This is a genomic window from Marichromatium sp. AB31, from assembly GCF_003718685.1.
Taxonomy (GTDB): domain Bacteria; phylum Pseudomonadota; class Gammaproteobacteria; order Chromatiales; family Chromatiaceae; genus Marichromatium; species Marichromatium gracile.
In genome coordinates this window covers 1-19337 of record NZ_RHFI01000008.1, presented here as the reverse complement: position 1 = coordinate 19337, position 19337 = coordinate 1, and the positions used below count along the sequence as shown (strand labels likewise).

The window sequence follows — 19337 nt, the reverse complement described above, 5'->3', positions numbered from 1 at the left end:
GTGGGCCGGGATCATTTGCGCGCGCCCGGGCCGTTGAGCGGCAGACCGTTGTTCATGTAGGTCATGAAGAACTCCAGGTTGCGATATTCCTCGCCCTGGGCGGGGAAGGCCTTGGCGCGGACCTGCTCGTTGCAGCCGCTGAAGCGGCGGTGCAGGGTGCCCATCTCGCCCCACTTGGAGCGATAGACCGGGAAGTGGGTGGTGTGGCCGTAGGCGGGACTGAGGATCTCGGTGCGCAGCGTGGTGCCCGAATTGCCCATGTGGCAGTGGCTGCAGGCGAAGTTGAGCTGGCCGCGACGGGCGAAATAGAACTGTCTGCCCTGTTCGTAGGCGGCCAGCGCGCGGGGGTCGTCCTCGGGGATCTCGACGGCGGTGATCTGGCCGCGCGAGGCGAAGGCGATGTAGGCGACCAGGTCGGCGATCGGGCCCTTCTTGTACTTCAGCGGTGGTTCGTCGTTGGCCGCGCGGCAGTCGTTGAGCGCCAGCGGCAGGGTGATCACCATGCCGCGCTCACGGTCCCAGTGGGGATAGCGCCCGGCGATCGCCGGCCCGTCGGGGAAGCAGTCGGCATAGCCCTGGCCGTTGGCGAAGGGGGTGTTCCACATCTCCTCGCCCTTGCTGAGGGCGGTTTCGTAGGGGGGGAACTCCTCGATCGCCTCCCAGTTCTCGCGCCCGACCGGGTCGAGCGCGTAGGCGCCGTTGATGAAGTCCTCGGTGGCGATGGCGGGGAAGCGGGTCTCGAAATACTGCTGGAAGGCGGCGCGGTCTTCTTCGGGACCGGCCGCGACCGGGGCGGCGAGCAGTGCGCCGGCGAGCAGTGCCAGGGCGCGATGGCTGGATTTAGCTGTCATGCGGTCTGACCTCCGGGGTGGGCGGCGGCTGCGGGGCGCGGTTGTTCAGAGCGACCAGATGAACTCGACCACATCAGCGAATTCCCGCTCGGTGAGGATCTCGTGCTTGCCGAAGGGCGGCATCACCACCTCGGGGTTCTGCGCCGTGGGGTTCCAGATCTGTTCGGCGAGCGCGCGCTTGCTCGGGTAGCGGGTCTGCATGGCGATCAGTATCGGGCCGATGGCGCCAGGGCTCTCGGCGCCGGCGATCACGTGGCAGGCGACGCAATTGCCCTTGGCGCGCGTGGTGGCGACGATGCGCCCGGCCTCGATGTCGCCCTCGAGCGTGAGGTCGGAGGGCATCTCGGCGCGCGTCGGAGCGGTGCCGAGCGCCAGGGTGAGCGAGAGTGCGGTCAGCACCAGCCTGGGGTGCGGGGACGAGCTCATGCGGGGCCTCCTGGATCTCCGTTGGTGACGGTGGTGGTCTGGGGCGGCCAGGGGCGTGATCGTCGGCGATCCGGTCGAGCATCGTGGTGTCGCGCGCATCGTGGAGCGGTGCGCGCCGGGTCGAACGGTACCGGATGTCTTCTATCGTTATTGTGTGCGCCGCCCCGTGCGCCGAAAGTGAAGGTGACGACCGGTGTTTTCAATCTCGTCGTGACACCTTCGATGTCGTCGCGGGGTGTCTTGCAATCGTGGCGGGAGCGCCGATTTCTTTGTCTTGTTAGTCCGCACGGCCCGATGCCGAGCCCGAGAGAACCCAGCAGGAGGACATCCCCGATGACCCTGTCGCGACGTGACTTCGTGCGCCTGCTCGCCCTCGCGGGCGCCGCCGGCATGCTCCCGCTCAGTGCCCGCGCCGCACGGCGCATCCCCGCCGATCCCTACGACCTGCCGGTCTTCGGCAACCTCCGGCTGCTCCACATCACCGACACCCATGCCCAGCTCAACCCGGTCTACTACCGCGAGCCCAACGTCAACCTCGGGCTGGGGGCGGCGCGCGGGCGTGCGCCGCACCTGGTCGGGCAGGCGCTGCTCGATCACTTCGGGGTCGCACCGGGGGGGCTTGAGGCCCATGCGCTGACCTATCTCGACTATGCCGAGCAGGCCGAGCGCTTCGGCCGGGTCGGCGGCTTTGCCCAGCTGCGTACCCTGGTCGAGCGGCTGCGCGCCGAGCGCGGGCGCGAGGCCACCCTGCTGCTCGACGGCGGCGACACCTGGCAGGGCTCGGGGACGGCTTACTGGACCCGTGGGCGCGACATGGTCGGCGCCTGCAACCTGCTCGGCGTCGACGTGATGACCGGGCACTGGGAGTTCACCTATCGCGATGCCGAGGTGATCGACAACATCGCCGCCTTCGCCGGCGACTTCGTCGCGCAGAACGTCAAGGTGCGCGAGGAGGCGCTGTTCGACTATCGCTTCGAGGACTTCGCCGGCTTCGACGAGGACCTCGGGCTGGCCTTCGACCCCTATGTGATCCGCGAGGCCGGCGGGGTGCGGGTGGCGGTGATCGGCCAGGCCTTCCCCTATACCCCGATCGCCAATCCGAGCCGATTCATCCCCGACTGGACCTTCGGCATCCAGGAGGGGCGGCTGCAGGAGATCGTCGATCGGGTGCGTGAGCGCGAGCGCCCGGCGCTGGTGGTGCTGCTCTCGCACAACGGCATGGACGTCGATCTCAAGCTCGCCTCGCGGGTGCGCGGCATCGATCTGATCCTCGGCGGTCACACCCACGACGGCGTGCCCGCGCCGCAGGTGGTCGACAACCCGGGCGGGCGCACCCTGGTGACCAACGCCGGCTCCAACGGCAAGTTCCTCGGGGTGATGGACCTCGATGCCGGCCCCGGGGGGCTGCGCGACTTCCGCTATCGGCTGCTGCCGGTGTTCTCCGACCTGATCGCGCCCGATCCGGAGATGACCGACTATATCGCCGGGGTGCGTGCACCCTATCGCGCGCGCCTCGAAGAGCCCCTGGCGGTGGCCGGGCAGACGCTGTATCGTCGCGGCAACTTCAACGGCACCTTCGACCAGCTCATCTGCGATGCGCTGCGCACGGTCAAGGACGCCGAGATCGCCCTCTCGCCCGGGTTCCGCTGGGGGACCACCCTGCTGCCGGGCCAGACCATCACCATGGAACACGTGCTCGACCAGACCTGCATCACCTACCCCGAGACCTATCGGCGCGAGATGACCGGCGCCGAGCTTAAGGCCATCCTCGAGGACGTCTGCGACAACCTCTTCAACCCCGATCCCTATGTCCAGCAGGGTGGCGACATGGTGCGTAGCGGCGGGCTCGACTATGTCTGCGAGCCGGGCGCGGCGATCGGCTCGCGGATCCGGTCGCTGCGTCTCGCCGACGGCACTCCCATCGAGGCCGACAAGCGCTATGTGGTGGCCGGCTGGGCGAGCGTCGGCGCCCAGGCCGAGGGCGAGCCGATCTGGGAGACGGTGGCGACCTATCTGCGCGATCGCGAGCGGATCGACATCGCCCGGCTCGAGACCCCACGTCTCGCCGGTGTCGCCGACAACCCCGGCATCGCCGATTATCCAGGAGAGGTTTAGTGCGTGATGGCAGTGGGCGCGTCGCGGTGTGGCGCGTGGCGGGTGCGGTGGTGGCCGTGGGTTGGAGCGGTGCGGCCAGCGCCGAGCCGGTGGCGGGGTTGATCGAGCCGGCGTGGCTGATCGGACCGTTGTTGCTGCTGGTGGTGACCTTCTTGATCTGGAATCGGCGACTGCGTCGCGAGGTCGTACAGCGGCGTGCCGCCGAGCAGGCGTTGCGGCGCTATCGCCAGGTGGTCTCGGCGACCCAGGACTCGATCTCGCTGATCGACCGCAATGCCGTCTATCTGCTGGTCAACGAGTCGTATCTGCGCATCTTCGAGCGTCGCTATGACGACATCGTCGGCCATTCGGCCCGCGAGCTGCTCGGCGCCGAGACCTTCGAGCGCGTGGTGGCGCCGCGGTTGGCGCGCTGTCTGGCCGGCGAGACGGTCAACTATCAGGCCTGGTTCGAGCGGCCCAGCACCGGGCGCTGTTATCTCGACGTGATCTATGCCCCTTACCGCGATCAGGGCACGGAGATCGACGGCGTACTGGTGAGCGTGCGCGACATCACCGAGCGGCGCCGTGCCGAGGAGGCGCGCCAGCTCGCCGCCAACGTCTTCACCCATGCCCGCGAGGGCATCGTCATCACCGACCCGCAGGGGGTCATCGTCGACCTGAATGCCGCCTTCGTCGAGATCACCGGCGAGTCGCGCGAGACCCTGCTCGGTCGCCGTCCGGCGGTGCTCGAGTCCGGCGTCGGGCTGCTCGGTGGCAGCGATGCCGTCACCGTCGAGGCGATCTGGACGACCCTGGCCGATCAGGGCCACTGGGAGGGCGAGTTCTGGGGCCGACGACGGGGCGGCGAGAGCTATGTGGCGATGATCACCATGACCGCGGTCGGCGACGAGGCGGGCGCGTTGCAGCACTATGTCCTGCTCTATCACGACATCACCGCGCTCAAGCTGCAACAGCGCAGGCTCGAACAGGCGGCGCACTACGACGGCCTCACCGGGCTGCCCAACCGCGCGCTGCTGTTCGATCGGCTCGAGCAGGCGATGACTCAGGTGCAGCGACGTGGCGGCGCCCTGGCGCTGGTCTATTTCGACCTCGACGGCTTCAAGGCGGTCAACGACGGGCTCGGTCACGAGGCCGGCGACCGTCTGCTCGCCGGCCTCGCCGTGCGGATGCGCGGGGTGTTGCGCGAGGGCGATACCGTCGCCCGGCTCGGCGGTGACGAGTTCGTCGCCGTGCTGCTCGATCCGGGCGGGATCGCCGAAGTCGCGCCGCTGCTCGATCGTCTGCTCGAGGCGCTCTCGCGCCCCATGCCGATCACCGATCACCTGGTGCAGGTCTCGGCCAGCCTCGGCGTCAGCTGCTTCAAGCAGGGCGACGAGATCACCCCGGATCTGCTGCTGCGCCGCGCCGATCAGGCGATGTATCAGGCCAAGCTCGCCGGCAAGGGGCGCTATCGCTTCTTCACCCCGGGGGTCGACGACGCCCCGCGCCGTCACGCGCTCGCCGGCTGAGGCTCACAGCCTGACCCCGGGCGAGGCGCTGTAGCTGTCGAGCACGTTGACGTAGTTGGCGCGCTCGAACTCCGCCGGGTTGGGCACGGCCAGGGCGCTGACCCGGCCACGGAAGTCCTCCACCGACTCGAACCCCTGCTCCTCCATCCATTGCTCCACCCCGCCGATCACCTCGCCGAGATAGGCCGGGCCGTGGGCGAGCAGCGCGCTGCACAGGTGTACCACGTCGGCGCCGGCGAGTAGCAGCTTGATCGCGTCCGCGGCGGTGTGCACGCCGCCGGTGGCGCCCAGCGACAGGCCCTCGAAGCGACCGTGGAGCAGGGCGATCCAGCGCATCGCCAGCAGCGCCTCGGCCGAGGTCGAGGGGTGCAGGCTCGGCTGCAGGCGCAGGGTGTCGATGTTGATGTCGGGCTGATAGAAGCGGTTGAACAGCGCCACCCCGTTGGCCCCGGCGGCGGCGAGCTGACCGATCAGGTGGCCGAGCGAGCTGAAGCTCGGCGAGAGCTTCATGTTGATGGGGATGGCGACGTGAGCGCGCAGGTCGCGCAGCAGGTCGAGATAGCGTGCCTCGACCGTGGCGCCGTCCTGACCAATGTCGCCGGCGACATAGTAGACGTTGAGTTCCAGGGCGTCGGCCCCGGCACGCTCGATCTCGCCGGCATGGGCGATCCAGCCGCCGGGGGTGACGCCGTTGAGGCTGGCGATGACGGGGATGTCGAGCGCCGCCTTGAGCCGGCCGATGTGCGCCAGGTACTGCTCGAGCGGGCTGTCGAAGTCGTGATAGTCGGGCAGGAAGCCGTCATCGGCCTCGGCGAAGCCGATCTCCTGGTGGTGGAGGAAGCGCACCATGGCCTCGGACTCGGCGCTGACCGCCTCCTCGAACAGCGACCAGAGGATGATCGCCGAGGCGCCGTGGTCCTCGAGCGCGCGCGCCTGGTCGAGGCTGCGCGACAGCGGCGAAGCTGAGGGGACGAAGGGGTTGCTGAGGTCGAGACCCAGATACTTGGTCGCTAGATCCATGATCGGCTCCGTGTTCGGTCCGGGACGGTGTGTTCAGTGGTTGTGCTCGTCGGCATCGGCCGCTGGCGCCTTCTGCAGCGCGATCTGCGCGAGCTGCTCGTAGAGGCTGAAGCGTGTCTGCACATGACGCTGGGCCTGTTGCAGGTAGCGTTCGGCGGCCTCGGGGTGGATGCGCTCGAGCACGCTGAAGCGGGTCTCGGTGGCGATGAAGTCGCGATAGGGCAGGCTCGGCGGCTTGCTGTCGATGTGCAGCGGGTGCTCGCCGGCGGCGGCGCGGCGCGGGTCGTAGCGCAGCAGCGACCAGTGTCCCGAGTTGACCGCCATGTCCTGCTGGCGCAGGTTGTTGGAGAGATCGACGCCGTGGGCGATGCAGGGCGCGTAGCAGATGATCACCGAGGGGCCGGGGTAGGACTCGGCCTCGAGGAAGGCGCGCACCGTCTGCACGTCCTTGGCGCCGAAGGCGACCTGGGCGACATAGACGTTCTCGTAGGCCATCGCCATCAGCGCCAGGTCCTTCTTGAAGGTCGGCTTGCCGCCGGCGGAGAACTTGGCCACGGCGCCGAGCGGGGTGGCCTTGGAGGTCTGGCCGCCGGTGTTGGAATAGACCTCGGTGTCGAGGATCAACAGGTTGACGTCGCGTCCGCTGGCGAGCACGTGATCGACACCGCCGTAGCCGATGTCGTAGGCCCAGCCGTCGCCGCCGACGATCCACACGCTGCGCTTGACCAGCTGATCGCACAGCCCCTCGAGCAGTCGCGCCTCGGGCGCGTCGATGCCGCTGAGCGCCAGGCGCAGCCGCTCGATGCGTGCGCGCTGGGCGTGGATGCCGGCCTCGTCGGACTGCCCGGCCTCGAGGATCTCGCGCGCCAGCCCCACGCCGATGGTGTCGGCGAGCCGACCGAGCAGCTCGCGCGCCTGATCGCGCTGCTTGTCGATCGCCAGGCGCATGCCCAGGCCGAACTCGGCGTTGTCCTCGAACAGCGAGTTGTTCCAGGTCGGTCCGCGGCCCTCGGGATCGGTGGTGTAGGGCGTGGTCGGCAGGTTGCCACCGTAGATCGAGGAGCAGCCGGTGGCGTTGGCGATCAGCATGCGGTCGCCGAAGAGCTGGGTGGCGAGCTTGACGTAGGGCGTCTCGCCGCAGCCGACACAGGCCCCGGAGAACTCGAACAGCGGCTGCATCAGCATCGCGTGCTTGATCTTGGTCGGTTCGAGCTGGGTGCGGTCGTACTCGGGGAGATCGAGGAAGAAGTCCCAGTGCGTCTGCTCGGCGGCATGGATCTCGCCGGCCTCGACCAGGTTGAGCGCCTTGCGGCTCGGGTCCTTGCGGTCGCGGATCGGGCAGACCTCGACACAGAGCCCGCAGCCGGTGCAGTCGTCGGGGGCGATCTGGTAGCTGATGCGGTGTCCGGCGGGGAAGTCGCGTCCCTTGACCGGGGCGCTGAGAAAGCCCGCGGGCGCGCTCGCCAGCGTCTCCTCCGGATAGACCTTGGCGCGGATCGCCGCGTGCGGGCAGACCAGCGGGCACTTGCCGCACTGGGTGCACAGCTCCGGCTCCCACAGCGGCAGTTGCAGCGCGATGTTGCGCTTCTCGAAGCGGGTGGTGCCGGTCGGCCAGGTGCCGTCGGCGGGCATCAGGCTCACCGGCAGCCGGTCGCCGAGTCCGGCGATCAGCGGTGCGGTGACCTGGCGGACGAACTCGGGGGCATCGGCCGGGACCACCGGCGGGCGCTCGAAGTCGCTGCTCGGCGTCGCCGGCACACTGACCTGGTGCAGCCCGGCGAGCGCGGCGTCGATCGCGCGATAGTTGCGATCGAGCAGGCGCTGGCCCTTGCGTCCGTAGGTCTTGCGCACCGCCTCCTTGATGTGGGTGATGGCCTCGTCGCGGGGCAGCACCCCGGAGATGGCGAAGAAGCAGGTCTGCATGATGGTGTTGATGCGCCGTCCCATGCCGGTCGCGGCGGCGATGCCATAGGCGTCGACGACATAGAAGGCGAGCCCCTTGTCGATCATCTGTTGCTGCATCGACCGTGGCAGGCCGTTCCACGCCTGATCGGGCGGGGCGGCGCTGTTGAGCAGGAAGGTCGCCCCGGGGGCGGCGAGCGCGAGCATGTCGTAGCGCTCGAGGAAGGTCGGTTGGTGACAGGCGACGAACTGCGCCTCGTCGGCGCCGATCAGATAGGTGCTGGAGATCGGTCGCGGGCCGAAGCGCAGATGGCTGATGGTGACCGCGCCGGCCTTCTTGGAGTCGTACTGGAAATAGCCCTGGCCGTAGTTGGGCGTCTCCTCGCTGATGATCTTGATCGAGTTCTTGTTGGCCGAGACGGTGCCGTCCGAGCCGAGTCCGTAGAAGACGCAGGCGCTCACGCCGGCGCTGGCGTCGGGGCGGAAGGCGGGGTCCCAGTCGAGGCTGGTGTGGCCGACGTCGTCGATGATGCCGACGGTGAAGGGGCAGCGCGGCTGCTCGGCGGCGAGCTCGTCGAGCACCGCCTTGGCCATCGCCGGGGTGAACTCCTTGGAGGACAGCCCGAAGCGCCCGCCGATCACCCGAGGCATCGTCGCGCGCGCGCCGCTGGCATGGGCTTGGGCGAGGGCGGTGAGCACGTCCTTGTAGAGCGGCTCGCCGTCGGCGCCGGGCTCCTTGGTGCGATCGAGCACCGCGATCCGCGCGGCGCTGGCGGGCAGCGCGGCGAGCAGCGCCTTGGGCGCGAAGGGACGGAACAGCCGCACCTTGACCAGCCCGACCCGCTCGCCGCGCGCGACCAGGTGCTCGATGGTCTCCTCGGCCGCCCCGATCCCCGAGCCCATCAGCACCAGCACGCGCTCGGCGTCGGGTGCGCCGACATAGTCGAAGGGCTGGTAGTGACGACCGGTGTGTCCGGCGAAGCGGGTCATCACCCGGGCGACGATCTCCGCGGTGGCCTCATAGTAGGGGTTGACCGACTCGCGCCCCTGGAAATAGACGTCGGGGTTCTGCGAGGTGCCGCGGATCACCGGTCGGTCGGGGTTGAGGGCGCGCGCGCGACAGGCCCGTACCTGCTCCTCGCTGATCAGCGCGCGCACCGTCTCGCGCGGGATGCGCGCGATCTTGCTGACCTCGTGCGAGGTGCGGAAGCCGTCGAAGAAGTGCAGGAAGGGCACCCGGCTCTCCAGGGTCGCGGCCTGGGCGATCAGCGCAAAATCCATCACCTCCTGCACCGAGGCCGCGCACAGCATCGCGAAGCCGGTGCCGCGACAGGCCATGACGTCACCGTGATCGCCGAAGATCGACAGCGCCTGGGCGGCCAGCGAGCGCGCCGAGACATGGATCACCGTCGGGGTCAGCTCGCCGGCGATCTTGTACATGTTGGGGATCATCAGCAGCAGCCCCTGCGAGGCGGTGAAGGTGGTCGCGAGCGACCCCGCCTGCAGCGCCCCGTGGACCGCGCCAGCGGCACCGGCCTCGCTCTGCATCTCGATCACGTCGGGGACCGTGCCCCACAGATTGGTGACCCCCAGCGAGGACCACTCGTCCGACCACTCACCCATCGGCGAGGCCGGGGTGATCGGGTAGATGGCGATGACCTCGTTGGTCATGTGGGCGATGTAGGCCGCGGCTTCGTTGCCGTCGAGCGAGACCATTTCTGTGTGCGACATCGATCTGTCCCGGGTTGCGAGGTGGCTGGAGCGGGGGCGCGGCGGTTGCTCGTGACCCCTGGTCCGGAGGCTGTCCCGACCACTGGGGCGCGAGCCGGTCTGTCATCCGGCGTCCGGCACGTCGCCCCGATCAACTATAGTCGCTATCTGTGAATGCTTTTGATCGCCGGGCAAGCGGCGATCGACCGACGGGGATGATGTCAGGAACCCTGATGAATGCAGTGATCGAACAGGCGGGGTTGGCCCTGCGCGAGATGCGCGAGACCGACCTCGCGACGGTGATGATGGTGGAGCGGGCGGCCTATCCCCACCCCTGGAGCGAGGGGGTGATGCGCGACTGTCTGCGCGCCGGCTACGACTGCCGGGTGGGCGAGCTCGACGGCAGGCCGGTGGCCCATGCGGTGGTTTCGGTGGCGGTCGGTGAGTGTCACGTGCTCAACATCACCGTCCATCCCGACTGCCAGCGTCGCGGCTTCGGTCGCGTCCTGCTGCGCGCGCTGGTCGAGCGCGCCCGCGCCAAGGGAGCGCAGACCGCCTTTCTCGAGGTGCGCGCCTCCAACACCGCCGCGCGCGCACTCTACGAGGCCGAGGGCTTCTGCGAGATCGGCCGTCGTCGCGGCTACTACCCCGCCGCCAACGGCCGCGAGGACGCCCTGGTGCTGGCGCGGGAACTCGGATCGGGAGTCGCCGGCTTCCAGTCGCCAGCCACCAGTGGGTCGAGGTGATGGCCGTCGCCGGCGCGCATCCCCGTAGGATCGAGTTGGGGTGAGGGGGGGCACCAACCCCCAGCGTCCGCGCCCACTGGGGGCCGGTGGCTGGCGGCTGGTCGCGTTGCCTTACAGCTCGCGCGTGGCGGAGAAGCGGACCTCGGGCCAGCGCTCCTCGGCGAGGCTGAGGTTGACGCGGGTGGGGGCGAGATAGACGAGCTGGTCGTCGCCGTCGAGGGCGAGATACTCGTAGTTCTTGTCCTTGAAGCGCTCGAACAGCTTGGCGTCGTCGCAGCTCACCCAGCGCGCAGTCTGGACGTTCACGGCCTCGACGATGGCGTCGACGCCGTACTCGTCCTTGAGGCGGTAGGCGGCGACGTCGAACTGCAGCACACCGACCGCGCCGAGGATCATGTCGTTGTTCTTGAGCGGGCGGAAGACCTGAGTCGCGCCCTCCTCGGCAAGCTGCACCACGCCCTTCTGCAGCGCCTTCATCCGCAGCGGGTCCTTGAGCACCACGCGGCGGAACAGCTCGGGGGCGAAGTAGGGCACGCCCTCGTACTTGAGCTCCTCGCCCTCGGTGAAGGTGTCGCCGATCTGGATGGTGCCGTGGTTGTGCAGACCGATGATGTCGCCCGGCCAGGCCTCCTCGACGTGACGGCGTTCATCGGCCTGGAAGGTGATGGCGTTGGCGATCTGAATGGTGCGACCGATACGTACGTGACGCATCTTCATGCCCTTGCGGTAGCAACCCGAGCACACCCGCATGAAGGCCACGCGGTCGCGGTGGGCGGGGTCCATGTTCGCCTGGATCTTGAACACGAAGCCGGTGAAGCCTTCTTCGGCGGGCTCGACCGGGCGCTGCAGGGTGTTGCGCGGGCGCGGCGGCGGGGCGTACTGGACGAAGGCGTCGAGCAGCTCGCGCACGCCGAAGTTGTTGATCGCCGAACCGAAGAACACCGGGGTCTGGCGCCCGGCGCGGTAGGCCTCGAGGTCGAGCGGGTGGCTCGCGCCCTCGACCAGCTCCAGCTCCTCGCGCAGCTCCTCGGCCTGATCGCCGAGCACCTCGTCCATGCGCGGGTTGTCGAGCCCCTCGATCACCTCGCCCTCGACGATGCGCCCGCCGTGCTGGGCCGAGAACAGATGGGTGCGCCCGTCGCGCAGGTCGTAGACGCCGCGGAAGCGCTTGCCCATGCCGATCGGCCAGGTCACCGGCGCGCACTGGATCTTCAGCACCTCCTCGATCTCGTCGAGGACCTCGATGGCGTCGCGGCCCTCGCGGTCGAGCTTGTTGACGAAGGTGAGGATCGGGGTGTCGCGCAGCCGGCAGACGTCCATCAGCTTGATGGTGCGGTCCTCGACGCCCTTGGCCACGTCGATCACCATCAGCGCCGAGTCGACCGCGGTGAGGGTGCGGTAGGTGTCCTCGGAGAAGTCCTCGTGGCCGGGGGTGTCGAGCAGGTTGACGGTGGCCTCGCCGTAGGGGAACTGCATCACCGAGGAGGTCACCGAGATGCCGCGCTGCTTCTCCAGCTCCATCCAGTCGGAGGTGGCGTGGCGGGCGGCCTTGCGCCCCTTGACCGTGCCCGCGAGCTGGATCGCGCCCCCGAACAGCAGGAGCTTCTCGGTGAGGGTGGTCTTGCCGGCGTCGGGGTGGGAGATGATGGCGAAGGTACGACGTTTGTCGAGTTGCGCTTGAAGCTCGCTCATAAGAGGTGTCTGGCGTTGCTGGCTGCGGACTGGGAAAACCATCAATTATATCCCCGCGACCCGGTTGCGTTCATCCGCCGGGTGGGCGGCTCGGGCGGGGAAATGGTTGAACCGCCAAGATACCGTCTTGCCCGTCAATCGCCGATCAAGCACACCAGCTTCGCCGACCGGAGGCTGGATGCTGATTCGAACCGCAAAGCCGCGAAGGGCGCGAAGAAGACTTGATGGAATCGAGGTCTCGGCGGTGGTGCCGGCTTCCCACGGTGGGTGGCAGCTGGCAGCTGGCAGCTGGTGACTGGTGACTGCAAGCCTTTCTTCTCTGCGCGTCCTTCGCGTCCTTCGCGGCTTTGCGGTTCAATCCCCTTGGTAGCTGGTAGCTGGTAGCTGGTAGCTGGCCGCTGGCCGCTGGCCGTGGCTTGAGCCAGGGCCGCGCCGCACCAATCTCTGGCGGGTGCGCCGAGTCGGCGCGCGTTCATTCTCAAGCCTGCGCAGGAGTCGAGACGTGGAGACGACAGCGGTTGCCGATCTGATTCGTCGGGGGATGCCCGAGGCCGAGGTGGAGGTCACCGGCGATGGTGAGCACTTCGACGCGGTGGTGGTCAGCGAGCGGTTTGAGGGGCTGACGCCGCTGGCCAAGCAGCGGTTGGTGATGGAGACGGTCAAGGCGGAGATCGCCAGCGGCGCCTTGCACGCCATCTCGATCCGCACCCTGACCCCGGCGCAGCGCGCCGCGGGGTGAGGGCAGGGCGGGTGCCGCCTGCGCGGCACCCAGACGACGCCTTGCGGCGTCGCCCGGCCCGTCTTACTCGATCTCGACCGGGATCTTGCCGATGCGCGCGCGCCACTCGGCCGGGCCGCTCTGATGCACCGCGCCGCCGCGGCTGTCGACGGCGACCGTGACCGGCATGTCCTCGACCTCGAACTCGCGGATCGCCTCCATGCCCAGGTCCTCGAAGGCGACCAGGCGCGAGGACTTGATCGCCTTGGCCACCAGATAGGCGGCGCCACCGACGGCCATCAGATAGACCGCGCCGTGTCGCGCGATCGACTCCACCGCCGCCGGGCCGCGCTCGGCCTTGCCGACCATGCCGATCAGCCCGGTCTCGGCGAGCATCTGCTCGGTGAACTTGTCCATGCGGGTGGAGGTGGTGGGACCGGCCGGGCCGACCACCTCCTCACCGACCGGGTCGACCGGGCCGACGTAGTAGATGAAGCGGTTGGTGAGGTCGACCCCCTCGGGCAGCGACTCGCCGCGCGCGAGCATCTCGGTGATGCGCTTGTGCGCGGCATCGCGTCCGGTCAGCAGCTTGCCCGAGAGCAGCAGGCGCTCGCCCGGCTGCCACGCGGCGATCTGCTCGCGGGTGAGGGTGTCGAGATCGACCCGACGCGCGCCGGCGGCGCCGTCCCACTCCAGTGCCGGCCAGTCCTCCAGGCGCGGCGGCTCGAGCCTGGCCGGGCCGTTGCCGTCGAGGGTGAACTCGACGTGCCGGGTGGCCGCGCAGTTGGGGATCATCGCCACCGGCAGGGAGGCTGCGTGGGTGGGGTAGGTGTGGATCTTGACGTCGAGCACGGTCGCCAGTCCGCCGAGCCCCTGGGCGCCGATGCCGAGCGCGTTGACCTTCTCCATCAGCTCCAGACGCAGCGCCTCGATCTCGTCCTCGGCGCCGCGCTGTTGCAGCTCGTGGATGTCGATCGGCTCCATCAGCGCCTCCTTGGCCATCAGCATCGCCTGCTCGGCCGAGCCGCCGACACCGATGCCGAGCATCCCCGGCGGGCACCAGCCGGCGCCCATGGTCGGCACCGTCTTCAGCACCCAGTCGACCAGGCTGTCGCTGGGGTTGAGGATGGCGAACTTGGACTTGTTCTCCGAGCCGCCGCCCTTGGCTGCGATCTTCACCTCGAGGCTGTCGCCCGGCACCAGCTCCATGTGCACGATCGCCGGGGTGTTGTCGCGGGTGTTCTTGCGCGCCCCGATCGGCGGCGTGACCATCGAGGCGCGCAGCGGGTTGTCGGGGTGGGTGTAGGCGCGGCGCACGCCCTCGTCGACCATCGCCTGCACGCTCTTGTCGGTCTCCCAGCGCACCTCCATGCCGACCTTGAGGAAGACCACCACCATGCCGGTGTCCTGGCAGATCGGGCGCCGGCCCTCGGCGCACATCCGCGAGTTGACGAGGATCTGTGCCATGGCGTCCTTGGCCGCCGGCGACTCCTCGGCCTCGTAGGCCGCGGTCAGGGCGCGGATGTAGTCCTGCGGGTGGTAGTAGGAGATGAACTGAAGGGCATCGGCGATGCTCTCGACGAAGTCAGACTCGCGAATGGTGGTCATCGTCTCTCGTGGCTGTTTGGCTGTGGGGGAGGGGCTCGCCGTCATCGATGGCGCGCCCCGTGTTGCAGTGGTCGCCATCGCCGGCGGCCGGTCTGTTCGCGCCAGTATATCAATCGGGTTTGGCGTGCCGCCTCGCGCGCGCCCGCGCGTTGATTACATGGACGAAGGGTCAGAAACCCTCGATTGTCATTTTTTTCAAAAAAGGGGTTGCGCGATCAGGGAAGGGTCTGTAGTATACATGGCTCACGACGACAGGCGCATAGCTCAGTTGGTTAGAGCACCACCTTGACATGGTGGGGGTCGTTGGTTCGAGTCCAATTGCGCCTACCAAACACCGGGCCGTCAGTCTCCAAACGTCAGTATGCCCCACTACGGTGGCGACGACCAAGGAGGCTGGCGGCTTTTTTTCATGTGATCCCTCGTATCGATCACCACTGAACACCCAAGGTCCGCGCATGCCTCAGATTACCCTTCCCGACGGCTCGACGCGTCAGTTCGACGCGCCGGTCAGTGTTCACGATGTTGCCGCATCCATCGGTCCCGGTCTCGCCAAGGCGGCGCTCGCCGGTCGCGTCGATGGCGAGCTGGTCGACACCTCCTATCGCATCGATCGCGATGTCGAACTCGCCATCGTCACCAGCAAGGACGAGGAGACCGCCCTCGAGCTGATCCGTCACGATGCCGCGCACGTGATGGCCCAGGCCGTCCAGGAGCTCTACCCCGGCACCCAGGTCACCATCGGCCCGGCGATCGAGAACGGCTTCTACTACGACTTCGCCCGCGACGAGCCCTTCACCCCCGACGACCTCGAGCGGATCGAGGCGCGGATGCACGAGATCGTCAAGCGCAACCTGCCGATCGTGCGCGAGGAGCTGTCGCGCGAGGAGGCCAAGCGGGTCTTCGCCGAGCTCGGCGAGCACTACAAGGTCGAGATCATCGACGCCATCCCCGAAGGCGAGACCATCACCCTCTATCGCCAGGGTGACTGGTTCGACGTTTGTCGCGGTCCGCACCTGCCGAGCACCGGCAAGCTCGGCAACGGCTTCAAGCTGACCAAGCTCGCCGGTGCCTACTGGCGCGGCGATGCGGCCAACGCCATGCTGCAGCGCATCTACGGCACCGCCTGGCGCGACAAGAAGGAACTCAAGGCCTATCTGCGTCGTCTGGAAGAGGCCGAGAAGCGCGATCATCGCAAGCTCGGCAAGCAGCTCGATCTCTTCCACTTCCAGGACGAGGCCCCGGGCATGGCCTTCTGGCACGCCAAGGGCCGGGTGGTCTACCGCCTCGCCGAGCAGTACATGCGCGAGAAGCTGGAAGAGTACGGCTATCAGGAGGTCGAGACCCCGCAGGTGCTCGATCGCTCGCTGTGGGAGCGCTCCGGGCACTGGGAGAAGTTCGCCGAGAGCATGTTCACCACCCAGCTCGACGATCGCGACTTCGCGATCAAGCCGATGAACTGCCCCGGCCACATCCAGCTCTACAACCAGGGGCTGAAGAGCTATCGCGACCTGCCGCTGCGCATGGCCGAGTTCGGCGTGGTTCATCGCAACGAGCCCTCCGGCACCCTCCACGGGCTGATGCGCGCGCGTCGCTTCACTCAGGACGACGCCCACGTCTTCTGCACCGAGGAGCAGCTCCAGCCCGAGGTCGCCACCCTCATCGACATGGTCTTCGAGACCTATCGCGATTTCGGCTTCGACAACATCGAGCTGGCGCTCTCGCTGCGCCCCGAGAAGCGGGTCGGCAGCGACGAACTCTGGGACAAGGCCGAGGCGGCGCTCAAGCACTCGCTCGACGCCAAGGGACTCGAGTATCGGGTACAGCCGGGCGAGGGCGCCTTCTACGGTCCCAAGATCGAGTTCACCCTGCACGACAGCATCGGTCGCGCCTGGCAATGCGGTACCATCCAGGTCGATTTCTCGATGCCGGGGCGGCTCGGCGCGCACTACATCGCCGAGGACAACAGCAAGCAGACCCCGGTGATGATCCACCGCGCGGTGCTCGGTTCGGTCGAGCGTTTCATCGGTATCCTCATCGAACACTACGCCGGCCTGCTGCCGCTGTGGCTCGCTCCGGTGCAGGTGGTGGTGCTCAATATCACCGATCGCCAGGCCGACTATGTCGCTGAGATCGCTAAGACCTTGCGTGCAAAGGGCTTGCGTGTTGAGACCGACTTGAGAAACGAGAAGATCGGCTTTAAAATCCGCGAGCACACCCTGCAGAGGGTGCCCTATCTGCTCGTCATCGGTGACCGCGAGGTGGAAACCCGCTCCGTCGCCGTGCGTGACCGCAAGGGCCAAGATCTCGGAACGCTCGAGCTCGACGCCTTTGTCGAGCGTGTAGGCGAGGAGATGACAAACCGAATCGCCTAACCCGGTCGGGCTGCGCGGACGACGATCGACGTTGCCTGATGCCCGATCGATCGTGATCTGTGCTTTTGGAGGAACCTGCTATCGCTGCACCAAAGAGAAACCGCGTCAACAAGGAAATCAACGTACAGGAGGTACGTCTGATCGGCGCGGACGGTAACCAGGTCGGCGTCGTCAGTACGCGAGAGGCTCTCACCCTCGCCCAGGAAGCGTCGCTCGATCTGGTCGAGATCGTTCCTAATGCCGATCCGCCGGTGTGTCGGCTCATGGACTTCGGTCGTTTTCTCTTCGATCAGAAGAAAAAGAAGAACGAAGCCAAGAAGAAGCAAAAGCAGGTTCAGGTCAAGGAAGTCAAGTTCCGTCCTGGAACGGATCAGGGAGACTATCAGGTCAAACTACGCAACCTGACGCGTTTCCTGCAGGAAGGGGACAAGGCCAAGGTCACCATGCGTTTTCGTGGTCGCGAGCATGCTCACCGTGAACTCGGGCTCGAGCTGCTGCGGCGCGTGGAGAGCGACCTGGCCGAGATCAGTACCGTCGAGCAGCAGCCGCAGATGGAAGGGCGGCAGATGGTGATGGTGCTGGGTCCCAAGAAGAAATAGCGACACCGAACGGATCGTCGATCCTCTTCCCCGAAGAGCACGCCCCGGCGTGGCCGCCGCCCGACCGTCGTCGACACGACGGTCGGGCGATGTGGCGTCGTCGGTTCGTTGCCGTCGCTGTAAAAACAAAAGATCAGCAAATAGCGGAGTATCGAATGCCCAAGCTGAAATCCAACCGCGGAGCCGCGAAGCGCTTCAAGCGCACCGCATCCGGTTCGGTCAAGTGCAACGCCTCCCACCGGCGTCACATCCTGACCAAGAAGAGCACCAAGCGTAAGCGTCAGCTGCGTGCGCCGCAGCGCATCCACAAGTCGGATGTGCGTGCAGCGCTGCGCATGATCCCTTACTGCTAACCCGCTGATTCCAACCGGAGACTCCACATGCCACGAGTGAAACGCGGTGTTACCGCTCGCGCCCGCCACAAGAAGGTTCTGAACGAGGCCAAGGGTTATTACGGTGCCCGCCGCAAGGTCTATCGCGTCGCCAAGCAGGCCGTCATCAAGGCCGGCCAGTACGCCTATCGCGACCGTCGCCAGAAAAAGCGTCAGTTCCGCGCCCTGTGGATCGCCCGTATCAACGCCGCTGCGCGTGCCAACGGTCTGTCCTACAGCCGCCTGATCGCCGGTCTGAAGATGGCCGGCGTCGAGGTCGACCGCAAGGTGCTGGCCGACATCGCCTACCACGACAGCGTCGCCTTCGCCGCGCTCGCCGCTCAGGCGAAGGAAGCGCTGGCTTGAGGCGCGCGGCGTGGTCCGCCTCGGCTGACCACGCCGGTGACGGCGGTCGGTATGGGCGCGTGACGAGCGTCTGCCTGCAACACCTTCCCAGGGATCGGGTCGCTCGACAACGCCAGGGGTGCGTCGCCGAGATCGCGACCCGCCCCGCGCTCGCCGCCATCCCGCCTGCGTAGCCGCCGAACGGAAGAGGGAAAGGCCCCGGTCTTTCCCTCTTTTTGCGTCATGGGGCTGGCAGGCCGTTCAACAGACACCCCTGTCGGAAGATCCAGGTATGGCAGAAGAAATCGGACTCGATATCGACACCCTCTGCGAGACGGCGCTCGCGGCCATCGCCGCCGCCCCCGATCTCGCCACGCTCGATCAGGCGCGGGTGCGCTATCTGGGCAAGAGCGGCGAGCTGACCGCGTTGCTGAAACGGCTCGGCACCCTGCCGCCGGCCGAGCGTCCCGTCGCCGGGCAGCGCATCAACCAGGCCAAGGGTCAGGTCCAGAGCGCGCTCGACGCACGTCGCGAGACGCTGGAACAGGCCGCGCTCGAGGCCCGCCTCGCCGCCGAGCGCATCGACGTCACCCTCCCCGGACGCGGCACCTCCGCCGGCGGTCTGCACCCGGTCACCCGCGCGCTGCGCCGCATCGAGCGGCTGTTTGCCGACGCCGGCTTCGCCGTCGAGCAGGGCCCCGAGGTCGAGGACGCCTATCACAACTTCGAGGCGCTCAACATCCCCGCGCATCATCCCGCCCGGGCGATGCACGACACCTTCTATTTCAACGCCGAGCTGCTGCTGCGCACCCACACCTCGCCGGTGCAGGTGCGGGTGATGGAGGAGCAGGCGCCGCCGCTCAAGCTCATCGCCCCGGGGCGCGTCTATCGCTGCGACTCGGACCTGACCCACACCCCGATGTTCCATCAGGTCGAGGGTCTGGTGGTCGACGAGCAGATGAGCTTCGCCGACCTCAAGGGCGTGCTCTACGACTTCCTGCGCAACTTCTTCGAGCGCGATCTGGAGCTGCGTTTCCGCCCCTCCTACTTCCCCTTCACCGAGCCCTCCGCCGAGGTCGACATCCAGTGCGTGATGTGCGGCGGCGACGGCTGTCGGGTGTGCAAGCACACCGGCTGGCTCGAGGTCTTGGGCTGCGGCATGGTTTACCCCGAGGTGTTCCGCCACGTCGGCATCGACCCCGACCGCCACCAGGGTTACGCCTTCGGCATGGGCGTGGAGCGACTGGCGATGCTGCGCTACGGCATCGACGACCTCCGACTCTTCTTCGACAACGATCTGCGCTTCCTGCGACAGTTCGCCTGAGGCGCGCTGGAGCGCGCCGCGCGCCTAGAT

The 19337-nt window shown here is 67.7% G+C and carries 16 protein-coding genes and 1 tRNA gene; 11 read left to right on the top strand and 6 right to left on the bottom strand.

Annotated elements, in window-relative coordinates:
• Positions 1-11: 11 nt before the first annotated feature.
• Complete coding sequence (soxA, locus tag EBL84_RS07870) at positions 12-851, bottom strand: sulfur oxidation c-type cytochrome SoxA (protein WP_123140314.1); 840 nt, start codon at positions 849-851, stop codon at positions 12-14.
• Positions 852-896: 45 nt separating this feature from the next.
• Complete coding sequence (gene soxX / locus EBL84_RS07865) at positions 897-1277, bottom strand: sulfur oxidation c-type cytochrome SoxX (protein WP_123140313.1); 381 nt, start codon at positions 1275-1277, stop codon at positions 897-899.
• Between the two features lie 333 nt (positions 1278-1610).
• Between soxX and soxB the strand changes: the two genes are divergently transcribed.
• A complete protein-coding gene (gene soxB / locus EBL84_RS07860; RefSeq protein WP_123140312.1) occupies positions 1611-3392 on the top strand; it encodes a thiosulfohydrolase SoxB in 1782 nt (593 codons plus the stop codon).
• Positions 3392-4900, top strand: a complete 1509-nt coding sequence (locus EBL84_RS07855) for a diguanylate cyclase domain-containing protein (protein ID WP_190287911.1) — start codon at positions 3392-3394, stop codon at positions 4898-4900. Before soxB ends, EBL84_RS07855 begins: the two co-directional genes overlap by 1 nt.
• Before the next feature lie 3 nt (positions 4901-4903).
• On the opposite strand, the gene EBL84_RS07850 is transcribed toward EBL84_RS07855, so the two are convergent.
• Both EBL84_RS07850 and nifJ read right to left on the bottom strand, forming a co-directional pair.
• Entirely contained in the window at positions 4904-5920 is a 1017-nt protein-coding gene (locus EBL84_RS07850) for a dihydroorotate dehydrogenase-like protein (protein WP_123140310.1), read from the bottom strand.
• A gap of 33 nt (positions 5921-5953) precedes the next feature.
• Positions 5954-9553: a pyruvate:ferredoxin (flavodoxin) oxidoreductase gene (gene nifJ, locus EBL84_RS07845; RefSeq protein WP_123140309.1), complete on the bottom strand. Its 3600-nt coding sequence runs from the start codon at positions 9551-9553 to the stop codon at positions 5954-5956.
• A gap of 212 nt (positions 9554-9765) precedes the next feature.
• Between nifJ and rimI the strand changes: the two genes are divergently transcribed.
• Complete coding sequence (gene rimI, locus EBL84_RS07840; protein ID WP_123140308.1) at positions 9766-10278, top strand: ribosomal protein S18-alanine N-acetyltransferase; 513 nt, start codon at positions 9766-9768, stop codon at positions 10276-10278.
• Positions 10279-10389: 111 nt separating this feature from the next.
• Here the strand turns inward: rimI and EBL84_RS07835 are convergent, their stop codons facing one another.
• Positions 10390-11970, bottom strand: a complete 1581-nt coding sequence (locus tag EBL84_RS07835) for a peptide chain release factor 3 (RefSeq protein ID WP_123140307.1) — start codon at positions 11968-11970, stop codon at positions 10390-10392.
• On the opposite strand from EBL84_RS07835, the gene EBL84_RS16880 reads away from it, so the two are divergent.
• The gene (locus tag EBL84_RS16880; protein ID WP_132229909.1) at positions 11956-12195 is read left to right on the top strand and encodes a hypothetical protein; all 240 of its coding nucleotides are present in this window, start codon (positions 11956-11958) and stop codon (positions 12193-12195) included. The genes EBL84_RS07835 and EBL84_RS16880 overlap by 15 nt on opposite strands.
• A gap of 277 nt (positions 12196-12472) precedes the next feature.
• Positions 12473-12709, top strand: a complete 237-nt coding sequence (locus EBL84_RS07830; RefSeq protein WP_005220592.1) for a BolA family protein — start codon at positions 12473-12475, stop codon at positions 12707-12709.
• A gap of 63 nt (positions 12710-12772) precedes the next feature.
• Here the strand turns inward: EBL84_RS07830 and EBL84_RS07825 are convergent, their stop codons facing one another.
• Positions 12773-14296 (bottom strand): fumarate hydratase, encoded by a 1524-nt coding sequence (locus EBL84_RS07825; protein ID WP_123140306.1) that lies wholly within the window; start codon positions 14294-14296, stop codon positions 12773-12775.
• A gap of 253 nt (positions 14297-14549) precedes the next feature.
• On the opposite strand from EBL84_RS07825, the gene EBL84_RS07820 reads away from it, so the two are divergent.
• The 6 genes from EBL84_RS07820 (at position 14550) to pheS (ending at position 19307) form a co-directional block, all read left to right on the top strand.
• Positions 14550-14626 (top strand) — tRNA-Val (locus EBL84_RS07820).
• A gap of 125 nt (positions 14627-14751) precedes the next feature.
• Positions 14752-16668: a threonine--tRNA ligase gene (gene thrS / locus EBL84_RS07815; protein ID WP_123140305.1), complete on the top strand. Its 1917-nt coding sequence runs from the start codon at positions 14752-14754 to the stop codon at positions 16666-16668.
• A 65-nt stretch (positions 16669-16733) separates the two neighbouring features.
• Positions 16734-17267, top strand: a complete 534-nt coding sequence (gene infC / locus EBL84_RS07810; protein WP_123140427.1) for a translation initiation factor IF-3 — start codon at positions 16734-16736, stop codon at positions 17265-17267.
• Between the two features lie 155 nt (positions 17268-17422).
• Positions 17423-17620, top strand: a complete 198-nt coding sequence (gene rpmI, locus EBL84_RS07805) for a 50S ribosomal protein L35 (protein WP_005220599.1) — start codon at positions 17423-17425, stop codon at positions 17618-17620.
• A gap of 27 nt (positions 17621-17647) precedes the next feature.
• Positions 17648-18004: a 50S ribosomal protein L20 gene (gene rplT, locus EBL84_RS07800; RefSeq protein WP_005220602.1), complete on the top strand. Its 357-nt coding sequence runs from the start codon at positions 17648-17650 to the stop codon at positions 18002-18004.
• 271 nt (positions 18005-18275) lie between these two features.
• Entirely contained in the window at positions 18276-19307 is a 1032-nt protein-coding gene (gene pheS / locus EBL84_RS07795) for a phenylalanine--tRNA ligase subunit alpha (protein WP_123140304.1), read from the top strand.
• The last annotated feature ends 30 nt before the right edge of the window (positions 19308-19337 follow it).

Coding starts and splice junctions, on each gene's coding strand:
- soxA (WP_123140314.1), bottom strand. CDS start 851: ATGACAGCTAAATCCAGCCATCGCGCCCTGGCACTGCTCGCCGGCGCA.
- soxX (WP_123140313.1), bottom strand. CDS start 1,277: ATGAGCTCGTCCCCGCACCCCAGGCTGGTGCTGACCGCACTCTCGCTC.
- soxB (WP_123140312.1), top strand. CDS start 1,611: ATGACCCTGTCGCGACGTGACTTCGTGCGCCTGCTCGCCCTCGCGGGC.
- EBL84_RS07850 (WP_123140310.1), bottom strand. CDS start 5,920: ATGGATCTAGCGACCAAGTATCTGGGTCTCGACCTCAGCAACCCCTTC.
- nifJ (WP_123140309.1), bottom strand. CDS start 9,553: ATGTCGCACACAGAAATGGTCTCGCTCGACGGCAACGAAGCCGCGGCC.
- rimI (WP_123140308.1), top strand. CDS start 9,766: ATGAATGCAGTGATCGAACAGGCGGGGTTGGCCCTGCGCGAGATGCGC.
- EBL84_RS07835 (WP_123140307.1), bottom strand. CDS start 11,970: ATGAGCGAGCTTCAAGCGCAACTCGACAAACGTCGTACCTTCGCCATC.
- EBL84_RS07825 (WP_123140306.1), bottom strand. CDS start 14,296: ATGACCACCATTCGCGAGTCTGACTTCGTCGAGAGCATCGCCGATGCC.
- thrS (WP_123140305.1), top strand. CDS start 14,752: ATGCCTCAGATTACCCTTCCCGACGGCTCGACGCGTCAGTTCGACGCG.
- rpmI (WP_005220599.1), top strand. CDS start 17,423: ATGCCCAAGCTGAAATCCAACCGCGGAGCCGCGAAGCGCTTCAAGCGC.
- rplT (WP_005220602.1), top strand. CDS start 17,648: ATGCCACGAGTGAAACGCGGTGTTACCGCTCGCGCCCGCCACAAGAAG.
- pheS (WP_123140304.1), top strand. CDS start 18,276: ATGGCAGAAGAAATCGGACTCGATATCGACACCCTCTGCGAGACGGCG.